Genomic DNA, 15,977 nt, shown 5'->3' with positions numbered 1-15,977 from the left:
GATAAAACCATTTATATCTAAAAAAAAGAACACACTCATTTTGTGTGTTCATTATAAAAATTCGCCATCAAGTTCAACGCTTCATTTGAGAAACTATGACCTTCTTTACCAAAATGTGCTTTTACAAGTGCATTTTGTGTTTTAAACGTTTCAATGAGTTTTTGAGTCATTGAAACTGGAACTAAAGGATCATTAAGTCCAGCAGCGATAAACACGTCTGCTTTGATATCAAATGGAATATCAATGGCTTTATAAGGCATCATCGGATGCGCCAGTAACGCGACTCTAAATATACCTTCATAGAGGAATAATAAACTGGTTGCAATATTCGCGCCATTTGAATAACCAAATAGTGACAACTTATCTAAGTCAAATCCGTATTTCTTTGATGACTCAGTGATAAAATCATAGAGTTTCTTAGATTGAATTCTTAAATCCTCTTCATCTAATACGCCTACAGCTAAACGCTTAAAGAATCTGTTTTGTCCAAACTCATTAACTTCTCCTCTAACGCTTAAAACATTGGCGTTTGGGTCAATGTATTTCCCAATTTCTAATAAATCATATTCGTCTCCACCAGTACCGTGGAGTAATAACAATGTTTTGTCGTTATTGCCTTTTTTGTATATATGTATCATATTAACACCTCGAGTTAATCATACCCTAACGAGCACATAATATCAAAGATAATGCTTCGAATTCGAAATAATACCATTATAAAAAATAAGCGCAAGACTTGCGCTTATACTCTTTTATATGGGGTGTAACTCTTTTCTCTTAGTGTATTAGGTTTAAATACAATATAACTGTGAGCTTTCATTTTTAATCTAGATAATCCTGCTAATAAGGATAAGTCCATGTGTTCTCCGAAGACAATCTTAAACTGAGAGAAATTCATAAGTCTTGAGTCTTTCAATAAGACGGTCTCAGCGACTTCATAGTCATTTGGATTAATCGCGATAATACAAGTATCTTCTACCCTTTCAGTCACCCTCATGAACACAAATAAGTCATCTGCTTCGACGGGAATATAGTCGCCAATTCTAAGGGCTCGTTCTTGTTTGTTTAAGGCAATCAACGACTTAGTCCATTGTAAGGTTGGGTTAGTTTCATTGTTTAACTCCCAACGCATTGGTGCCCGGTTTTGTGGGTCAGAATCTCCATCCATACCCAGTTCAGTTCCATAATATAGATTAGGTGACCCTGGTAGCGTAAACTGTAGGACTTGTGCAAGTTTTTGATTGAACTCATCTTTAAGTAAGTGCTTTAGTCTTTGGACATCGTGGTTATCTAAAAGATTCCAGGATTTTAAGATAGGTTCAATGCCTGAAGACATAATCACATCGGTAATCATGTTTTGAGCTTTCTTTGGACTGAGTTCTTTTCTTAATAAGCGAAGCGTAATCTCTCTAAATGTAAAGTTCATAACCCCATCTATCGATTTCAACCATTTTTCTGGATAATTCCAAATCTCACCAACTACCATGACATCTTCTTTTTCCAGTCTTGCATGATCTTCTAAATCTTTTAAGATGTCGAATCCAATGTCAAAGGCAACGTCTAAACGCCAACCATCAATACCATCTTTCAAGTAGCTTCTAATGACTGAGTCTTCCTTACGATAGATATAGTCCTTTACAGCATCGTTTTCTAGGTTTAATTCAGGTAGGCTCTTAGCATCTGCCCAAAGTCTAACGCCTTCTGGATAATCTTCATTGAAGTCAAACCAGTCACGGTATTTTTCATTTTTCAGTGCTTTTTGGAAAATAGGGTTAGATACACCGACGTGGTTAAATACACCATCTAGCATGATTTTCATCTTATTGTCATGGACGCTTTGAATGAGCTTTTTCAAGTCTTCTCTTGTGCCATATTCACTTGAGATTTTTAAGTAATCCGATGCGTCATATTTATGGTTGGATAACGATTCTACAATTGGGTTTAGGTATAATACATCCACACCAAGTGCCTTAATGTAATCGAGTTTTTCGGATAAACTCTTCAAGTCTCCACCCCAGTAATCGAGTTCATGTGACCAATATTTAACATCTTCTAGAAACGTTCCTGGTTTTGGGGGTTTATCCCATGCGTTTAATTTTTTTGGATAGGCGTATAAGTGTTTTTTCTTTTCTAAGTCGGCAGATGGGTTAAATCTATCAACCAATACTTGATAGACAATCGCGCCATTACGCCAATCAGCTTCTCTTTTTTTAAACTTGTTAGACATAGCATCACTCCTTGATTTAATTATACTAGATTCGTGTTTTATAGTATTAATTAGATGGTTGGTACCGCTTCCATAATCAATAATATATATGAAAACACCAAAGCTTGAGGGCTTTGGTGCTAGATTATTTTTTAATCACTCTAATCGAGTAAATACGGTTCCCTCTGATTTGTTCAGGAATCAAGATGTATTTTTCAATGTCAACTTGAGCTTTATCTTCTTTTTTAGGAATAAATCCAAGCGTTTCAATGATATAGCCTGTGATGGTATCATAGTGTTCACAATCTAATTCCATTTCAAACAAGTGGTTAAAGTCACTTAAACTCAACCCACCCTTAACGATGAATGTATTCTCGTCAATGACTTGATAATGTTTGGTTACCTCATCGTATTCATCGTCGATTTCACCAACGATTTCTTCAACAAGGTCTTCTAAAGTCACAATACCTGCTAGACCGCTAAATTCATCAATGACAATTGCCATGAGTTGTTTAGATTGTTTAAACTTAACGAGCAAGTCGTCAACACGGCTAGACTCTAAGACAACAATCGCATTACGTTTGATGTCTAATAACGAAATCTCTTTCTTCTTTAGCTTATCTATATTTAAAAGGACATCCTTGATGGTTACAAATCCTAAGATGTTATCTTTTTCATTTTCATAAATTGGGATTCTTGAATACGATTCATCAATGATTCGTTTGATGTTATAATCTATGTTATCTAGAATGTTGATCATGAATGCATCCACACGTGGTACCATGATTTCTTTGACCACTTTGGAATCTAGGGATAAAACCCCACGCATCATATTGAATTCATCGCTATCGATGACGCCATCATTTCGAGAATTTTTAAGTAAAGCTTTCATTTCCGCTCTCGTAATGCGTTCTTCTTTTCGTTCAAACTTGATTGGGGTAATCTTCTTTAATAACCCGGTTGAAATGGTTAATAACCATATAAAGGGTCTAAATAAAGTCTTCATCACCGAAATCACGCCTGCAGAAGCGAGTGCGTAACGTTCTGGTATTTGTAAGGCTAATTGCTTTGGATATAATTCTCCAAGTACTAACGTAACATAAGATAATACTAATGTAACGAGTATTGTAGCAATCGTTTCACCAGCAGGAATGCCTGCAAGGTAAGGGGCAATTCTTCCAACAAAGGCTTGTGAAGCACTTGCTGAGTTTAAGAATCCAGCCACAGTAATACCTACTTGAATAGCAGATAAAAACGCATCTGAATCATCTAGTAAAGAAAGAACTTTCTTCGCACGTTTGTTATTCTTTTCTGCTAAATCCTTAATTTTGTTTTGATTAAGGGAAACAAATGCCATTTCAGCACCGGCTAAAAAGGCGTTAATAAGTGTTAACACACCCATTAAAATAAGTGAACCTACTAAGTTTTGACTCAAGGGGTCGTCCATAATATAAAATCATCTCCTTATATAATTATGCGAAATCTATTATAACATATTTTTATAATTTGCGAATTAAGCGTTGTTTAGCCCATATGTTTTTATCAATTAACAGCATTTATAAATTTCAACTCTGAATTATAGAAAATATAGTCCACGAAGGACTATATCATTTTCATATATTTAAGTTCAGTGATTATAGGCAAATCTGCAGCAGCGAAATCATACTCATTCATTTCATTCAAAGTGAGCCATTTAGCATCAAGATGCTCCATAATTGAAAGACTACCTTCGATGATATCACATAAATACGCATGCATTATAAGATCGAATGATTCGTATTCATGATTAACGGTTATTAAAAAGGAGCTAATGGAAATCTTTGTGTTCAACTCTTCTTGTATTTCTCTGATAAGGGCCTCTTGATGGGTTTCACCCTGTTCGATCTTCCCTCCAGGAAACTCCCATTTTTTGGCTAATTCCCCATAATCTTTACGTTGCGCGCAGAAGTATCTGTCACCTTTTTTTATTACAGCAGCTACTACTTCAATTCTTTTCTTCATCATTCTGATACTCCGTTGTTAGTTTAAAATATACATCTTCAGGTACTTCATTATGAAGTCTAAACTTAAAAGTAATCGGTTTTTCTTCTTTATGTGATAAAACATCCACTTTACCAATATATATGAATTTCTTACTATAAAAATCGGTTCTACTTCCACCTTTTTTAATAAATAGATGGATGTTAATCCCTAACCCCTTATGGTTAATCAAACTGCTACCGGTCTTGGAATTATTAGTAGTGTTATTTGGAGACTGCCACTGAAATTCTTTTCTGTTTATGAATTCATCTTTGAATTTAAGACTTTCACGTGCGTTTGATTTATCGAGAGTTACAAATAAGAAGTAATCATTTTTCTTACTGGATACACCGCTCTGGATTACATAAATACTATCATATCTAGCAATCTGGCTAATTTCTCTATTCTCATATTGATAATAGAGCTTAAAAGCTGGATAGGACCGTGTTTTTCGACCAAACTCATGTTGATATCTTCTGATTCCATATTCGATACTGTTAGTATAGTATTGTTTAAACATTTGGTCATCGAATAGGGTTATAAAATGATCAGTGAGATTTACATATCCATTTTTCTTCTCAACAGGTAATATGAATCTCTTTTTATCCTGTTCATTTAAGAGATCACCAGTTAGATGATCTATCGCATGGTTTAAATCATTATAATCAACACGTTCAATGTGTTTTTCGATTTCTGTAACCATATCTGAATAGGATACAGAGTGATGTCTAATAACTTGTTCTAGAATAGCGAATTCATATATACGCTTAGCTGGAAGCAGAGAATCAATAAATCGAATGCTTCTAATTATGTCCTCACCTAAAGTATGAGCAAAATCATTATCTACTCTTTTTACGAACTCCAAGTACGATTTTGATTTATCGATGAAACGTACCGGATCTAATCCATCAAATCCATAATCAAGAAGTGAAGGGATTCTATTGATTTCTCTTTTTACCTCATAATATATTTCTTTTAAATTTTTCATGTCATCGAAGTTGTAACGTTCAAGTTGACTTAATATTTGAGTCATTGTTTTCTCTTCTAATCTGATAAATGTATCCCCAGGAATTGAAGAAAAACTTGACTTTGTTTCAAGCATAATATCATCTTTATCGTAATTAGATTGACCTGATAATGCGATAGGAATCATAAATGTCTTGTTATGATTTCCAATAAAGTCTAGTACAGTTAAATAGTCTTTGAGTGGATGAAGACGTAGTCCTCTACCGAGTTGTTGTGTGAAAACAATTGGTGATTGTGTAGGTCTAAGCATTAATACTAAATTAACACTTGGAATATCGATACCTTCGTTAAAAATATCTACAGTAAATATGTATGACAAAGGATCATTTTCATCCTCAAGTTTTTCGATATATATTTCTCTATCATATTCTGAAGTGAGAGCCGATAAAGACACAGAGTTCATACCTCTTTCGTTAAACATTGCTGACATGTATTCAGCTTGTTTTACGTTTAAACAGAATCCTAAGGCTTTTGTTTTATTTCCACTATGTCCATATTTCAATATATTTTCAATAATCAAGTCTACTCTGGCTTTGATATTTAGTCTATCCGCAACGATATCTATTTCTTTTGATACGTCAATATCACTTAAATCTGTAGTGGCATCTTCAATACCAAAATAGTGAAAAGGAACCACTAGATTCTCTTTTAACGCGTCTCTAAGTCTTATCTCAGCCGCTACTTGATTATCAAATATCTCAAAAATGCTATTAGTATCCGTTCTTTCTGGTGTTGCAGTTAAACCTAGTAAGAACTTAGGTTTAAAATGATTCAATACTCTATTGTAGGTTGGGGTTGCAGAACGATGTGCCTCATCAATGATAATGTAGTCAAAAGTATCTTCCGCAAGTTTAAATAGATTCTTCTCTCTACTAAGGGTTTGGATCGACGCGAACACGTAATCTGCATTGATACTTTTTTCTGTTCCTGTGTAAAGTCCCATACTAGCGTTATGAATAGTCTTAAAAGTCTTCATTGCATCTTTTAGGATTTTCTCTCTGTGGACAACAAATAATAACCTCTTTGGACTGACTTGAAGTACATCAAAAGCAGCTAAAAATGTTTTACCTGTTCCAGTTGCAGCAATCACTAAACCCTTGTTTTGACCTTTACTACGTAGGTCTTGTAAGGATTCTAGAGCTATTTCTTGCATGTAGTTAGGTCTAAGTTCAGAACCTTTCATTTGCTCATCGACATATTCTATGACCTCTTCAGTTTCTATGTCAAAGATATCCGCAATGCGCGTAATCATATCTGTATCCGTATTGTCTTTTAAAAACTCAACTAATTGTTTGATCAAGATCTGTTGATTCGACTTTGAATATTTTTCATGGTTGTATTGCTTTTCATATTGATCGATATATTCGTTTGTAAGTGGAATTACGTCGTTATCATTCCACAACTCATCAAACTCTGAATACAATGTATTAATAAGTCTAGGATTCTCTTTTGAAAAATATGATAAGTTCCACTCATGATTATGTTTTAATGCTTTTTCGGTCAAATTAGATGAACCAACAGTCAACTGTACTCTATCATCAAACTCAAAAATATATCCTTTTGTGTGAAAACCACGCGTATTTTTATTGAGTGTCGAAAACACCCTTACTTCTATGTTAGGAAAACGCATTAACCTTCTTAATGCAGCTGGACTAGTACCAAACATATAATCCGTTGTTAGAATTTTTCCGGAAACACCTCGTAACTGTGCATTTCTGAAAGAATCGACTAAGAGCTGAATCGCAGCATCTGATATAAATGCAACAGAAAAAGAAAAACCTTTACAGTTCATTATTGATGATTCAATGTGATTATAGAAATTGTATGTCCTACCATTTTTAACTAGCTGAATATTCTCCATAGCATAGATATCCGATCATTTAGAATATTAGAAAAACAATAATATTTATATTAGTTTAATTATATCATCATTTTATACGTTTTTAGTAATCAATCTAAATGTTACGATAGAAAAAAAACCGGACTCTAGTCTGGTTCTTTGTTCTTAATTCTGGATTAGATTATTGTTTTGACTTATCTTGAATAATTTCATCTATAATTGAGGATATCTCATCGATGACTTCATTAAGTGGTCCGTCTGTTGATAAGTCTACATTGACCATCTTAGCGAGTTCAAGTGGGGTTTTAGTGCCACCCGCTTTTAATACTTCTATCCAAGCCTCAGGTTTAAGTTCTCCTGTTTCAATCATTTTAGATACTTTAGTACCTAGTGTTAAGCCTGCTGAGTAAGTATATGGATATAAGCCCATAAAGTAATGAGGTTGTCTCATCCAAGTTAAGCCTGCATAATCAGGTATTTCTACTGTATCTCCCCAGAACTTTCTTAAGACTTCTAGTTTTAAGCTATTTAATAGATTTGCAGATAGAGGTTGTTTTTGATCGACTCTATCATAGACTTCTCTTTGGAAGGCTGCTTCGAGTAAGTGTGTAACAAAGTTATGGTAGTAAGTTCTAGAAATCTTCACTGACTTTAACCAAGTCTTTTCTCTTTCAGTCTTAGCTTTTCTAATTAAATGATTGGCCATTAATAGTTCATTGGTAGTAGATGGGGCTTCAATAAAGTACATAGAAGGTCTTGTGTTTAAAATGGTTTGATGACTATTGGCATATTGGAAATGTCCAGCATGCCCTAGTTCATGCGCCAATACCATTGCTTCGTCCATTTGACCATTCCAGTTTAATAAGATGTAAGATGGTATTCCATATGGGGATGAGCAGAACCCGCCCGTTGATTTACCAACGTTTTGAGGGAAATCAATCCATCTTTCATCAAATGCACGGCTAACGATTTTGCCGTATTCAGGCCCTAAGATAGATAAGCCTTCCATGAGTAATGCTTTAGATTCTTCAATCGTTACTTTTGGTTCATAACTAGGGTCTACTGCTAGTTTTAAATCGGCATATGTCATTTTATCTAGATTATGAATGTCTTTTAATAGACGTGCATAACGTCTCATGGCCGGGGCTAATCTCTCCATGATCAAGTCGATTTGACGGTCCATAAAGTCTTTGGTTACTTTATGGTCGTCTAATAAGTAATCATAGACATTCTTATAGCCTCTAAGTTCACTCATGATTTTCTCTTTTTGAACATGATTTTGATAGTTATTCGCAAACCCATGTTGGTATTCTTTTAACTTAGCATAAAAAGTTTCATAGGCTTTTCTTCTTACTTCGGTGTTTTCTTCATATTCATACTCATTTTCGAAAAGGGTGAATGAGTTTGCATAAGTCTTACCATCTACTATAAAGTCATTAAATGCCATATCAGCAAGTTTAAAACGGTTGTATAGACCGTAAGAGGTATTAATCACTGGTGATAAAGCTACTAATGTCTTTTCAACTTCTCTTGAAAGGGTATGTTTCTTATCTTCAATGATTTCTTTTAAAGTGTAGCTGTTATCTAGGTTCATGGACGCTGCTTCATTAAGAAGGTCATCGGATTGATCTTTAAGTTCATTATTATAAAATGCCAGTTTCTTAGAAATAGCTTGGAAACGCATCATCGCTTTCCCTTGACGCATTTGGTTCTCTTCATTAATAGAATCTGTACTAGTTTGTAGGCTGCCATAAGCCCCAAGCCTTGAAAAATAGCCTTGGATGGTTTGATACTTAGTTAAAGATTCGTTGATAAGTTCTATAGTGTTAAGCTTATTTTCAAACTCTAACACAAAATCATCTACCATCCTTTCAACTTCATCAAAAGCTTCTTTGTATAAATCTTCAGTTTTGAAGATGTTTGTCATATCCCAGGTATAGTTGATATTAAGTTCTTCTCTTTTTGGTAATTGTTTTTTCATTAAAAATCACTCCTTTTAACGATTATAACACACCACAATAACTAAATAGATATTTGCTTATGTGTTTTTTAATAATGACTTAAAAGATATAGTACTTGTCCTTGATGCTCTGTTAACTTTTTTCAAAAAAATAATATGTAATTATTGTAAAACGATAATTTTATGCTAGAATAGAGTTGAAGAGGTGTTCCGTTATGAGAAAAAGATTGATTTTATATGTTTTAGTTTTGATCCTTGGGATTGTACTGTCCAATACCTATGACTCTAAAGATATTGGGTTCTTAGCTGTGTTGTATAGTCCATTTTCATTAGTGGTTAATATCCTATCCTCGCTATCCGAAGAGTCAGGCTTTGGAAATGTCCTAGCTTGGGGCTTATTGATCATCATAAGTTTATTACCGCTTTTGCTTGGATATGTCACTCTAAGGAAGAATACTTCTTTGTTTGACTTAATTGGATTGTCTATACTGTCTATCGTGTTAGGCATCACTTTTTATATAAGTATAAATTTAGGGGCCGAAGGCATATTTAGAAGTGTGATTATATTCTTTAGGGATTTGGAAGATGCCAAACTTATTCTATCTATTGGATTATACAATGTTTGGTTATCTTTATGCTTGCTATACTTATTAGCTAGACAAATCTTATTTGTGAAGTCATTACTAAAATCTTTAAAATATATACTGCCTTTCTTCGTAAGCTATGCGATATTACTTGCTACATATGTATTATCGATGTCAAAAATTAGTTTCAATTCTTATCAGACTACCCTTTCTAGTTATGATTCTTTATTTGGGTTTGTTGAAAGCTTATTAGCGGTTGTGTTAATCGAATTCATATTGATGTTTGTTGAATATATCCTAGATGGGTCTTTCAAAGAAAAGCTCATTACGCTAACCAAACTGATTAAAGGGGCTTCGATTGGATTACTGTCAGTGAGTCTCATTAAAGTATGCTTCGTAAATCTTTTCCAACTTGCGTATATAACAAAGTTGAGTAATACCAACTTCACATTCAAAATTGACATCTTTTACTGGGTTTTAGTCTTCTTCTTTTATGGGTTATACGAGTATATTGTTCTTGCCAATCAAGCAGTACTAGATCAGGAGTTGACGATTTAATGTCAATTAAAATCGTACTAGAAGACATTTTAAAACAAAGACAAATGACCTCAAAAGAACTGGCTCAAAAAATCGATATTACCGAAGCAAACCTATCCATATTAAGAAGTGGTAAGGCAAAAGCGATTCGTTTTGAAACGCTTGATAAGATCTGTTATCACTTAAACTGTGAACCCAAAGACATCATCATTTATGAAGGAGACGACAAATGAAAAAGTTATTAAGCTTAGTGGTCCTTATTGTTGGTATATTTTTACTATCCGGATGTGAACTTAAGAAGGATACATCCATTGACCTAGATAATGAGACGCCCCCAATTGAAATAGAACCATTAATGGTTGGTTTTTACATTCAAATTCAAGACAAAAAAGACTACACAAATCTATTGCCTGTATATGGCAATGAAGAGGCAGTATTTTACTATTCTCATCGAGTAGATAACACATTTAATACTGCATCAGGTTATGGATTAAATAAGATGCATGTTTCTGTAAGAAGTCTTGAAGATACCATAAATGGCGTAAAAACTCATATCGATGAAACCGAAATCGAAGTGACCATTTTGGTATCCAATGAACTGGATGGCAGCTACATGAATGTTTATCCGATTTATGAGGGAGATTATTCGTTAGGAGAAACCTTTAACGGAACAATGATTCAAGGTGGCATAAGCTCAACGCTTACCTATAAAAACGAAGTAAAAATAGATAATAAGATCGTACGTAAACAGTTTAAAATAACTGTAAATGTTCAAAATACGCTTGAACAAGTAGAAATTATTGAAATGAGTTCTGTTGAGGAAGTTCTAAAAAGAACCGTTATTACAGAACCCATAAACACTTATGACACTTTAGCCTTAACCAGTTATGTGATCATTAAAGAGACATTCCGTGATTCACAAGGTTCTACCTACGTTAAGACCTCTATATACGATAAGTATAATCGAAATGCCCAGCTTAATTTTCTTGGCAAATTCGGTTTGATTAAAACAGAATACTTAAATATCAACTTCATTTAACCAAAAAGAAAGAATCCTCCGCATGATTGCCGAGGATTCTTTTTAGTTAAAGAGATTATTTTTTGTGTAGGTCTTGATAAGCTTTAGCTAGTTTACCACCAACAACGGCATTGTTATAAACAAGTGCTAGGTTTGCTTGAAGGCTCTTACCCTTCGTTTCTTCTACGATCTTCTTAAGTAGATATGGGGTAACGTCTTTACCTTGAACATGGTCTTTTACACTTTGTTTAACCGCTCTATCGATGATGTCATTCATGTATGCCCCATCTAGAGAGTCTTTTTCAGGGATTGGGTTAGCGACTAATAATCCACCTTTTAAGTTTAGTTGTTCCTTAGTGTAGACAATCTTTGCTAAGTCTTCAATCTTGTCAACGTGAAGTCTTAGTTCAATGTCGGAAGTTCTTGTGTAGAATGCTGGTAATACTTTAGTTTGATACCCAACCACTGATACTCCTTTAGTTTCTAAGTATTCCATGGTTCTTGGTAAGTCAAGAATGGCTTTCGCACCTGCACAGATGACTGTAACGTTGGTTTGTGCAAGTTCTTCTAGGTCAGCAGAAACGTCTAGCGTTTCTTCATAACCTTTATGAACTCCACCGATACCACCAGTTACGAAGAATTTGATGTTAGCCATTTCAGCGCAGATCATTGTAGATGCGACAGTTGTAGCGCCCATTTCTTTTAACGCAATAACTGAAGCCATATCGCGTCTTGATACTTTAACGACATGTTTAGATTTTGCTAATGTCTCTAAGTCTTCGTCTGTTAGACCTACTTTGATTCTTCCGTCCATGATTGCGATGGTCGCAGGTACTGCGCCTTGTTCTCTAATGAGTTGTTCAACTTTTTTCGCCATTACAACGTTATCTGGATAAGGCATACCGTGGGAGATAATTGTAGATTCAAGGGCTACAACTGGTAAATTATTCTTAAGTGCTTCTTTTACTTCTTGTTTAATATCTAAAAATTGTTCAAATGTTTTCATGCTTTTTTAGCTCCTTTTTTAGTAGATTGATTGATAATTTTGGATTTACTGCAAATTTGGATTGAATGGTTAAGCTTGAACTGATTGCGCCATAGAGTATGCTTTGTTTCATCGTCTCACCGTTGATAAGTCCGTGTAATAAAGCACTCGAGAAGGAATCTCCAGCCCCAGTAACATCCACCACTTTGTCGTCACTCACCAAGAAGGCTTTTTGACGATTCATCTCTTTGCCATCGTAATAGATAGCCCCTTTTTTGCCTTGAGTGACAACGACTTTATTTAAGCCTCTAGAAAGCCATAATCTAACGATTTCTTCTAAGTCATCACTGGTTGTTTTAAAATAACTTTGAGACTCATCCAAATTACATATTAGAATCTCAACCCCGGTTAGGTCTTCAGGGACGTGTTTCATCTTTGGACCAGATACGCCAATGATTGCTAGTTTCTTATCTTCAGTTCTAGCATACTCAATTAAGGCTTCTACTGCGTCTTTTGTGATATTCGTATCTGCGATTAACCATTTACTCGAGTTCAAATGTCTTTTGTGTTCTAAGATCCAATTACGGTTCATGTGGTCATTGATTGACATGTCGGCGAACCCAACATCCATATTGCCCTCTTTGTTAATTACGGCATAATACCCACCTGTATTTTCATGCTTGATTTTATCACATGCAAATACTTCCATGGTTTTCTTAGAATACGCAAGAAGTTCATCTCCCGCACGGTCATCTCCTAAGACGGTCATCAATGAAACTTGATGATTTAGTCTAGTTAAATTATCGGCAACGTTTCTAATGACACCACCATATGAGATGGATGAGTTTACTGGGTTCGATGTTCCGAGCAGTAAGTTTTCTTCCAATCTAAAGGTATAGTCCAAATTAGCTCCACCTATACATGTGACATAATCCTCTGTTTTTAAAACATATGGTTTGCCAAGTATATACCCTTTTTCTTGTAGACCAGAGATTAAATTCGCTATGGCTGGTCTAGATAAGTTCATTTGATCCGCAATAAACTGCTGACTTACATACGGGTCTTCTCTTAAAATAGCTAGTACCTTCTTTTCATTCTCGTTAAGTCTCATACGTCACCAACCTATTTTTGTTTATTTCAAAACTTTTGTTTACACATTCATCTTATCTCAAACCAAATCATTTGTAAAGTCTTTTTGTAATAATTATTTTTTTAGAGCGGTCTTTAATCATAACCAAAAAAAAACTAGGATTTTTATCCTAGTTAATGATTCTTGACTGGTTTATAGTGATTGATGCACTCTTCTATAACATGTCTTGATTCTCCAGATACAACCAATTTATCTCCTGGATGTAAAACTGTACTACCTCTTGGGGTGATGACTTTATTCTGACGTTTGATCATAATAATTAACACATTTTCTGGTAGTTTTAAGTCCATGATGTGTTTTTCAACCACTGGACTATCTTTCTTAAGTTCAATTTCAATTAATGTATCATAAGTATCTTCGACATAGTCTGTAAAAGTCTTCATGACGTTTTCTTCATCACCGATTAAGTTTAATTTCTTAGCTACTAAAGGAATAAAGGACCCTTGAATTAGAACTGAGAATAACGCAATAAAGAATACAGTATTGAAGATTAGGTTAGAGGAATCCAGTTCTGCTTTAAGCGCATAGGTCGCAAACACAACGGATGCTGCACCTCTTAATCCTACCCATGAGATGAAAAGTTGTTGTTTAACTGGAACTTTGAAGAATGATAGAATGCCAAATACTGCAATTGGTCTTGCTACAAAGATTAAGAATAAAGCAATCACTAATCCACTTAATGCAACAGGTAATAATTGTGATGGGAACACTAGTAGCCCTAGTGTATAGAATAAAATAATCTGCATGAGCCATGATAACCCATCAAAGAACCTGACAATACTGTACTTATTCGGTATTGCCGAGTTTCCAAGTATAATCCCTGCAACAAACACAGCTAAATAGCCATTACCACCAATGATTTGGGATAATGAGAAAAGAATAAAGACGATTGCAATGATTAAAATTGGGTATAAACCGTCAATTTCTATCGCTATTTTCTTAAGTAAGAATGAACCAACCAACCCAATGATTGCGCCTAGCCCTAGCCCAAACACGACTTGTTGTAATAGCATTAAGCCAATCGGTACATCATTCGTAAGATTGATCGCACTCACAAAGATGATTGTTAGCATAAATGCGAAAGGGTCATTACTTGCACTTTCCATTTCGAGCATTGGTGCTAAATTATGTTTTAAGTTTAAATTTCTTGAACGTAAAATCGAGAAAATCGCAGCTGCGTCTGTGGATGATACAATCGCACCTAATAGCAGACCTTCTAGAATTGTGATCGGCAATATAAAACTTGCGAAAACGCCTAGAGTTAAAGCTGTGATTACTACACCTATTGAAGATAATAACGATGCCTTAACAGCGATGGGTCTCGCAGTTTTCCAATTAATCCCCATACCTCCAAAGAAAATGATGAAGATCAACCCAAATGATGCAACCATTTCAGCAATATTGTAATCCTCGAATTGAATTCCACCTATGCCCTCTGATCCTACTAACATCCCTAACGATAAAAAGATGATTAAAGTTGGAACCCCAACTCTATAAAGCAACTTACTAGAAAGGACACTAATTAGTAAAATCAATCCCCCAAATATTAATACTGTGTTTAAATCAAAACTCATAACACATCCCCCTTCTATTACACTCTACAAGGATTTAATTGAATCCTCTGAAAACTAAACAAAGATTTAGCAGACTCAATTAATCTATATCGTGTCTTTTACTTATGATGATTTTTCACATATTTATTATAGCATTTTAGAACGCTCTTTCATAGTAAAATAACCTAAAAAAACCAGGGAAAGCAATTACCGTAAACTACTTTTGTTACGCCATTTTGATTATTTTTTCTATTATTGATTAACTATATACTAATCGTATAAAAAGTACGCGCGTTCAAGCTATATGACTTCAATTTAGAATGAACTAGGCTATAATATAGTTGATACTAACCACATTAGAAAAGAGGTCATTTATGAACATAACACATCCCGATATCCTAAAAGTTGTTTTCCATGTTAGTAATCTTGATCAAATCAGCAGAATGGTTAACAATATCAACAATTTGTTGATTGAAGATCCTAAGGCAGAAATCATCTTAGTTGCTAATGGTGAATCTGTTAAAGCATTTACAAAAGATGCTTTGACAAAACTAAACCCTAAAGCAACCTACTATCTATGCGAGAATAGCCTATTATCAAACCAAATTGACCATTTAGCGATTATGGAAGGGACAAAGATTATCCCAAGCAGTGTTCATACACTGGCACAATTACAGTACTCTGGATATGCTTATATTAAGGTATAATGAAATTAAAAAAAAGAGTTTCCGTGAAGTTAACCCAAAAAAGTAGACACGAATAAAAAAGTGAACAGCCTCTTGTCAAGTAGACACGGTAAATAATATAAAATTAGATGGCCATATACCTATATTCTAAAGGTGTATGGCTTTTTAATTTACGTTGAATTCTTTCTTGATTATAGAACTTAATGTAATCTTTAATTGCTTTTGTGAGTTTTTCTGATGAATCAAACGTTTCTAAATAATACATTTCAGATTTGATGATGCCCCATAAGTTCTCGATTGGTCCATTATCAATACACTTACCTACTCTAGACATACTTTGCACCATATTGTGTTTATCTAATAGATTTTTAAATGATCTGCTCGTGTATTGAAATCCCCTGTCACTATGAAAC

The 15,977-nt window shown here is 34.4% G+C and carries 14 protein-coding genes; 4 read left to right on the top strand and 10 right to left on the bottom strand.

The features are described 5' to 3' along the window. Positions 1-35: 35 nt before the first annotated feature. The 6 genes from JN09_RS05115 to pepF form a co-directional block, all read right to left on the bottom strand. Entirely contained in the window at positions 36-638 is a 603-nt protein-coding gene (locus JN09_RS05115) for an alpha/beta hydrolase (protein WP_204433437.1), read from the bottom strand. A 104-nt stretch (positions 639-742) separates the two neighbouring features. Beyond that, on the bottom strand, positions 743-2,227 hold the full coding sequence (locus tag JN09_RS05110; protein WP_204433435.1) for a glycoside hydrolase family 13 protein: 1,485 nt from the start codon (positions 2,225-2,227) through the stop codon (positions 743-745). 124 nt (positions 2,228-2,351) lie between these two features. Beyond that, complete coding sequence (locus tag JN09_RS05105; RefSeq protein WP_204433432.1) at positions 2,352-3,653, bottom strand: hemolysin family protein; 1,302 nt, start codon at positions 3,651-3,653, stop codon at positions 2,352-2,354. Between the two features lie 155 nt (positions 3,654-3,808). Next, positions 3,809-4,207 (bottom strand): (deoxy)nucleoside triphosphate pyrophosphohydrolase, encoded by a 399-nt coding sequence (locus tag JN09_RS05100; RefSeq protein ID WP_204433430.1) that lies wholly within the window; start codon positions 4,205-4,207, stop codon positions 3,809-3,811. Further along, a complete protein-coding gene (locus JN09_RS05095) occupies positions 4,191-7,043 on the bottom strand; it encodes a DUF3427 domain-containing protein (protein WP_204433427.1) in 2,853 nt (950 codons plus the stop codon). The genes JN09_RS05100 and JN09_RS05095 overlap by 17 nt, the downstream gene beginning before the upstream one ends. Before the next feature lie 229 nt (positions 7,044-7,272). Next, on the bottom strand, positions 7,273-9,072 hold the full coding sequence (pepF, locus tag JN09_RS05090) for an oligoendopeptidase F (protein WP_204433426.1): 1,800 nt from the start codon (positions 9,070-9,072) through the stop codon (positions 7,273-7,275). 194 nt (positions 9,073-9,266) lie between these two features. On the opposite strand from pepF, the gene JN09_RS05085 reads away from it, so the two are divergent. The 3 genes from JN09_RS05085 to JN09_RS05075 are packed head-to-tail and all read left to right on the top strand — an operon-like array spanning position 9,267 to position 11,211. After that, positions 9,267-10,193: a hypothetical protein gene (locus JN09_RS05085; RefSeq protein ID WP_204433418.1), complete on the top strand. Its 927-nt coding sequence runs from the start codon at positions 9,267-9,269 to the stop codon at positions 10,191-10,193. Further along, positions 10,193-10,405, top strand: a complete 213-nt coding sequence (locus tag JN09_RS05080; protein WP_204433416.1) for a helix-turn-helix domain-containing protein — start codon at positions 10,193-10,195, stop codon at positions 10,403-10,405. The genes JN09_RS05085 and JN09_RS05080 overlap by 1 nt, the downstream gene beginning before the upstream one ends. Next, positions 10,402-11,211 carry an LptM family lipoprotein gene (locus JN09_RS05075; protein ID WP_204433414.1) on the top strand — a complete coding sequence of 270 codons (810 nt, stop codon included), beginning with the start codon at positions 10,402-10,404 and terminating at the stop codon, positions 11,209-11,211. The genes JN09_RS05080 and JN09_RS05075 overlap by 4 nt, the downstream gene beginning before the upstream one ends. Before the next feature lie 55 nt (positions 11,212-11,266). On the opposite strand, the gene JN09_RS05070 is transcribed toward JN09_RS05075, so the two are convergent. From JN09_RS05070 to JN09_RS05060, 3 genes are all read right to left on the bottom strand, one after another. Beyond that, positions 11,267-12,196, bottom strand: a complete 930-nt coding sequence (locus JN09_RS05070; RefSeq protein WP_204433412.1) for a pseudouridine-5'-phosphate glycosidase — start codon at positions 12,194-12,196, stop codon at positions 11,267-11,269. Further along, on the bottom strand, positions 12,183-13,286 hold the full coding sequence (locus JN09_RS05065; RefSeq protein WP_204433410.1) for a carbohydrate kinase: 1,104 nt from the start codon (positions 13,284-13,286) through the stop codon (positions 12,183-12,185). The genes JN09_RS05070 and JN09_RS05065 overlap by 14 nt, the downstream gene beginning before the upstream one ends. A gap of 152 nt (positions 13,287-13,438) precedes the next feature. Continuing rightward, positions 13,439-14,899: a potassium/proton antiporter gene (locus JN09_RS05060; protein WP_204433407.1), complete on the bottom strand. Its 1,461-nt coding sequence runs from the start codon at positions 14,897-14,899 to the stop codon at positions 13,439-13,441. Between the two features lie 353 nt (positions 14,900-15,252). Here JN09_RS05060 and JN09_RS05055 point away from each other — a divergent pair, with 353 nt between their 5' ends. Further along, positions 15,253-15,585, top strand: coding sequence for a DsrE family protein (locus JN09_RS05055; protein ID WP_204433405.1), 333 nt, complete (start codon positions 15,253-15,255; stop codon positions 15,583-15,585). Between the two features lie 103 nt (positions 15,586-15,688). On the opposite strand, the gene JN09_RS05050 is transcribed toward JN09_RS05055, so the two are convergent. Beyond that, a partial coding sequence (locus JN09_RS05050; RefSeq protein WP_204433403.1) for an IS3 family transposase occupies positions 15,689-15,977 on the bottom strand: 289 nt, incomplete at its 5' end.

It is taken from the genome of Paracholeplasma morum (assembly GCF_016907055.1).
Taxonomy (GTDB): domain Bacteria; phylum Bacillota_I; class Bacilli_A; order Acholeplasmatales; family UBA5453; genus Paracholeplasma; species Paracholeplasma morum.
The sequence above is the reverse complement of the archived record's forward strand: the minus strand, read 5'-3'. Positions and strand labels throughout refer to the sequence as shown.

What these genes read in the sequence shown, in the direction of transcription:
- JN09_RS05115 (WP_204433437.1), bottom strand. Translation starts at nt 638, where the DNA reads ATGATACATATATACAAAAAAGGCAATAACGACAAAACATTGTTATTA.
- JN09_RS05110 (WP_204433435.1), bottom strand. Translation starts at nt 2,227, where the DNA reads ATGTCTAACAAGTTTAAAAAAAGAGAAGCTGATTGGCGTAATGGCGCG.
- JN09_RS05105 (WP_204433432.1), bottom strand. Translation starts at nt 3,653, where the DNA reads ATGGACGACCCCTTGAGTCAAAACTTAGTAGGTTCACTTATTTTAATG.
- JN09_RS05100 (WP_204433430.1), bottom strand. Translation starts at nt 4,207, where the DNA reads ATGAAGAAAAGAATTGAAGTAGTAGCTGCTGTAATAAAAAAAGGTGAC.
- JN09_RS05095 (WP_204433427.1), bottom strand. Translation starts at nt 7,043, where the DNA reads ATGAACTGTAAAGGTTTTTCTTTTTCTGTTGCATTTATATCAGATGCT.
- pepF (WP_204433426.1), bottom strand. Translation starts at nt 9,072, where the DNA reads ATGAAAAAACAATTACCAAAAAGAGAAGAACTTAATATCAACTATACC.
- JN09_RS05085 (WP_204433418.1), top strand. Translation starts at nt 9,267, where the DNA reads ATGAGAAAAAGATTGATTTTATATGTTTTAGTTTTGATCCTTGGGATT.
- JN09_RS05080 (WP_204433416.1), top strand. Translation starts at nt 10,193, where the DNA reads ATGTCAATTAAAATCGTACTAGAAGACATTTTAAAACAAAGACAAATG.
- JN09_RS05075 (WP_204433414.1), top strand. Translation starts at nt 10,402, where the DNA reads ATGAAAAAGTTATTAAGCTTAGTGGTCCTTATTGTTGGTATATTTTTA.
- JN09_RS05070 (WP_204433412.1), bottom strand. Translation starts at nt 12,196, where the DNA reads ATGAAAACATTTGAACAATTTTTAGATATTAAACAAGAAGTAAAAGAA.
- JN09_RS05065 (WP_204433410.1), bottom strand. Translation starts at nt 13,286, where the DNA reads ATGAGACTTAACGAGAATGAAAAGAAGGTACTAGCTATTTTAAGAGAA.
- JN09_RS05060 (WP_204433407.1), bottom strand. Translation starts at nt 14,899, where the DNA reads ATGAGTTTTGATTTAAACACAGTATTAATATTTGGGGGATTGATTTTA.
- JN09_RS05055 (WP_204433405.1), top strand. Translation starts at nt 15,253, where the DNA reads ATGAACATAACACATCCCGATATCCTAAAAGTTGTTTTCCATGTTAGT.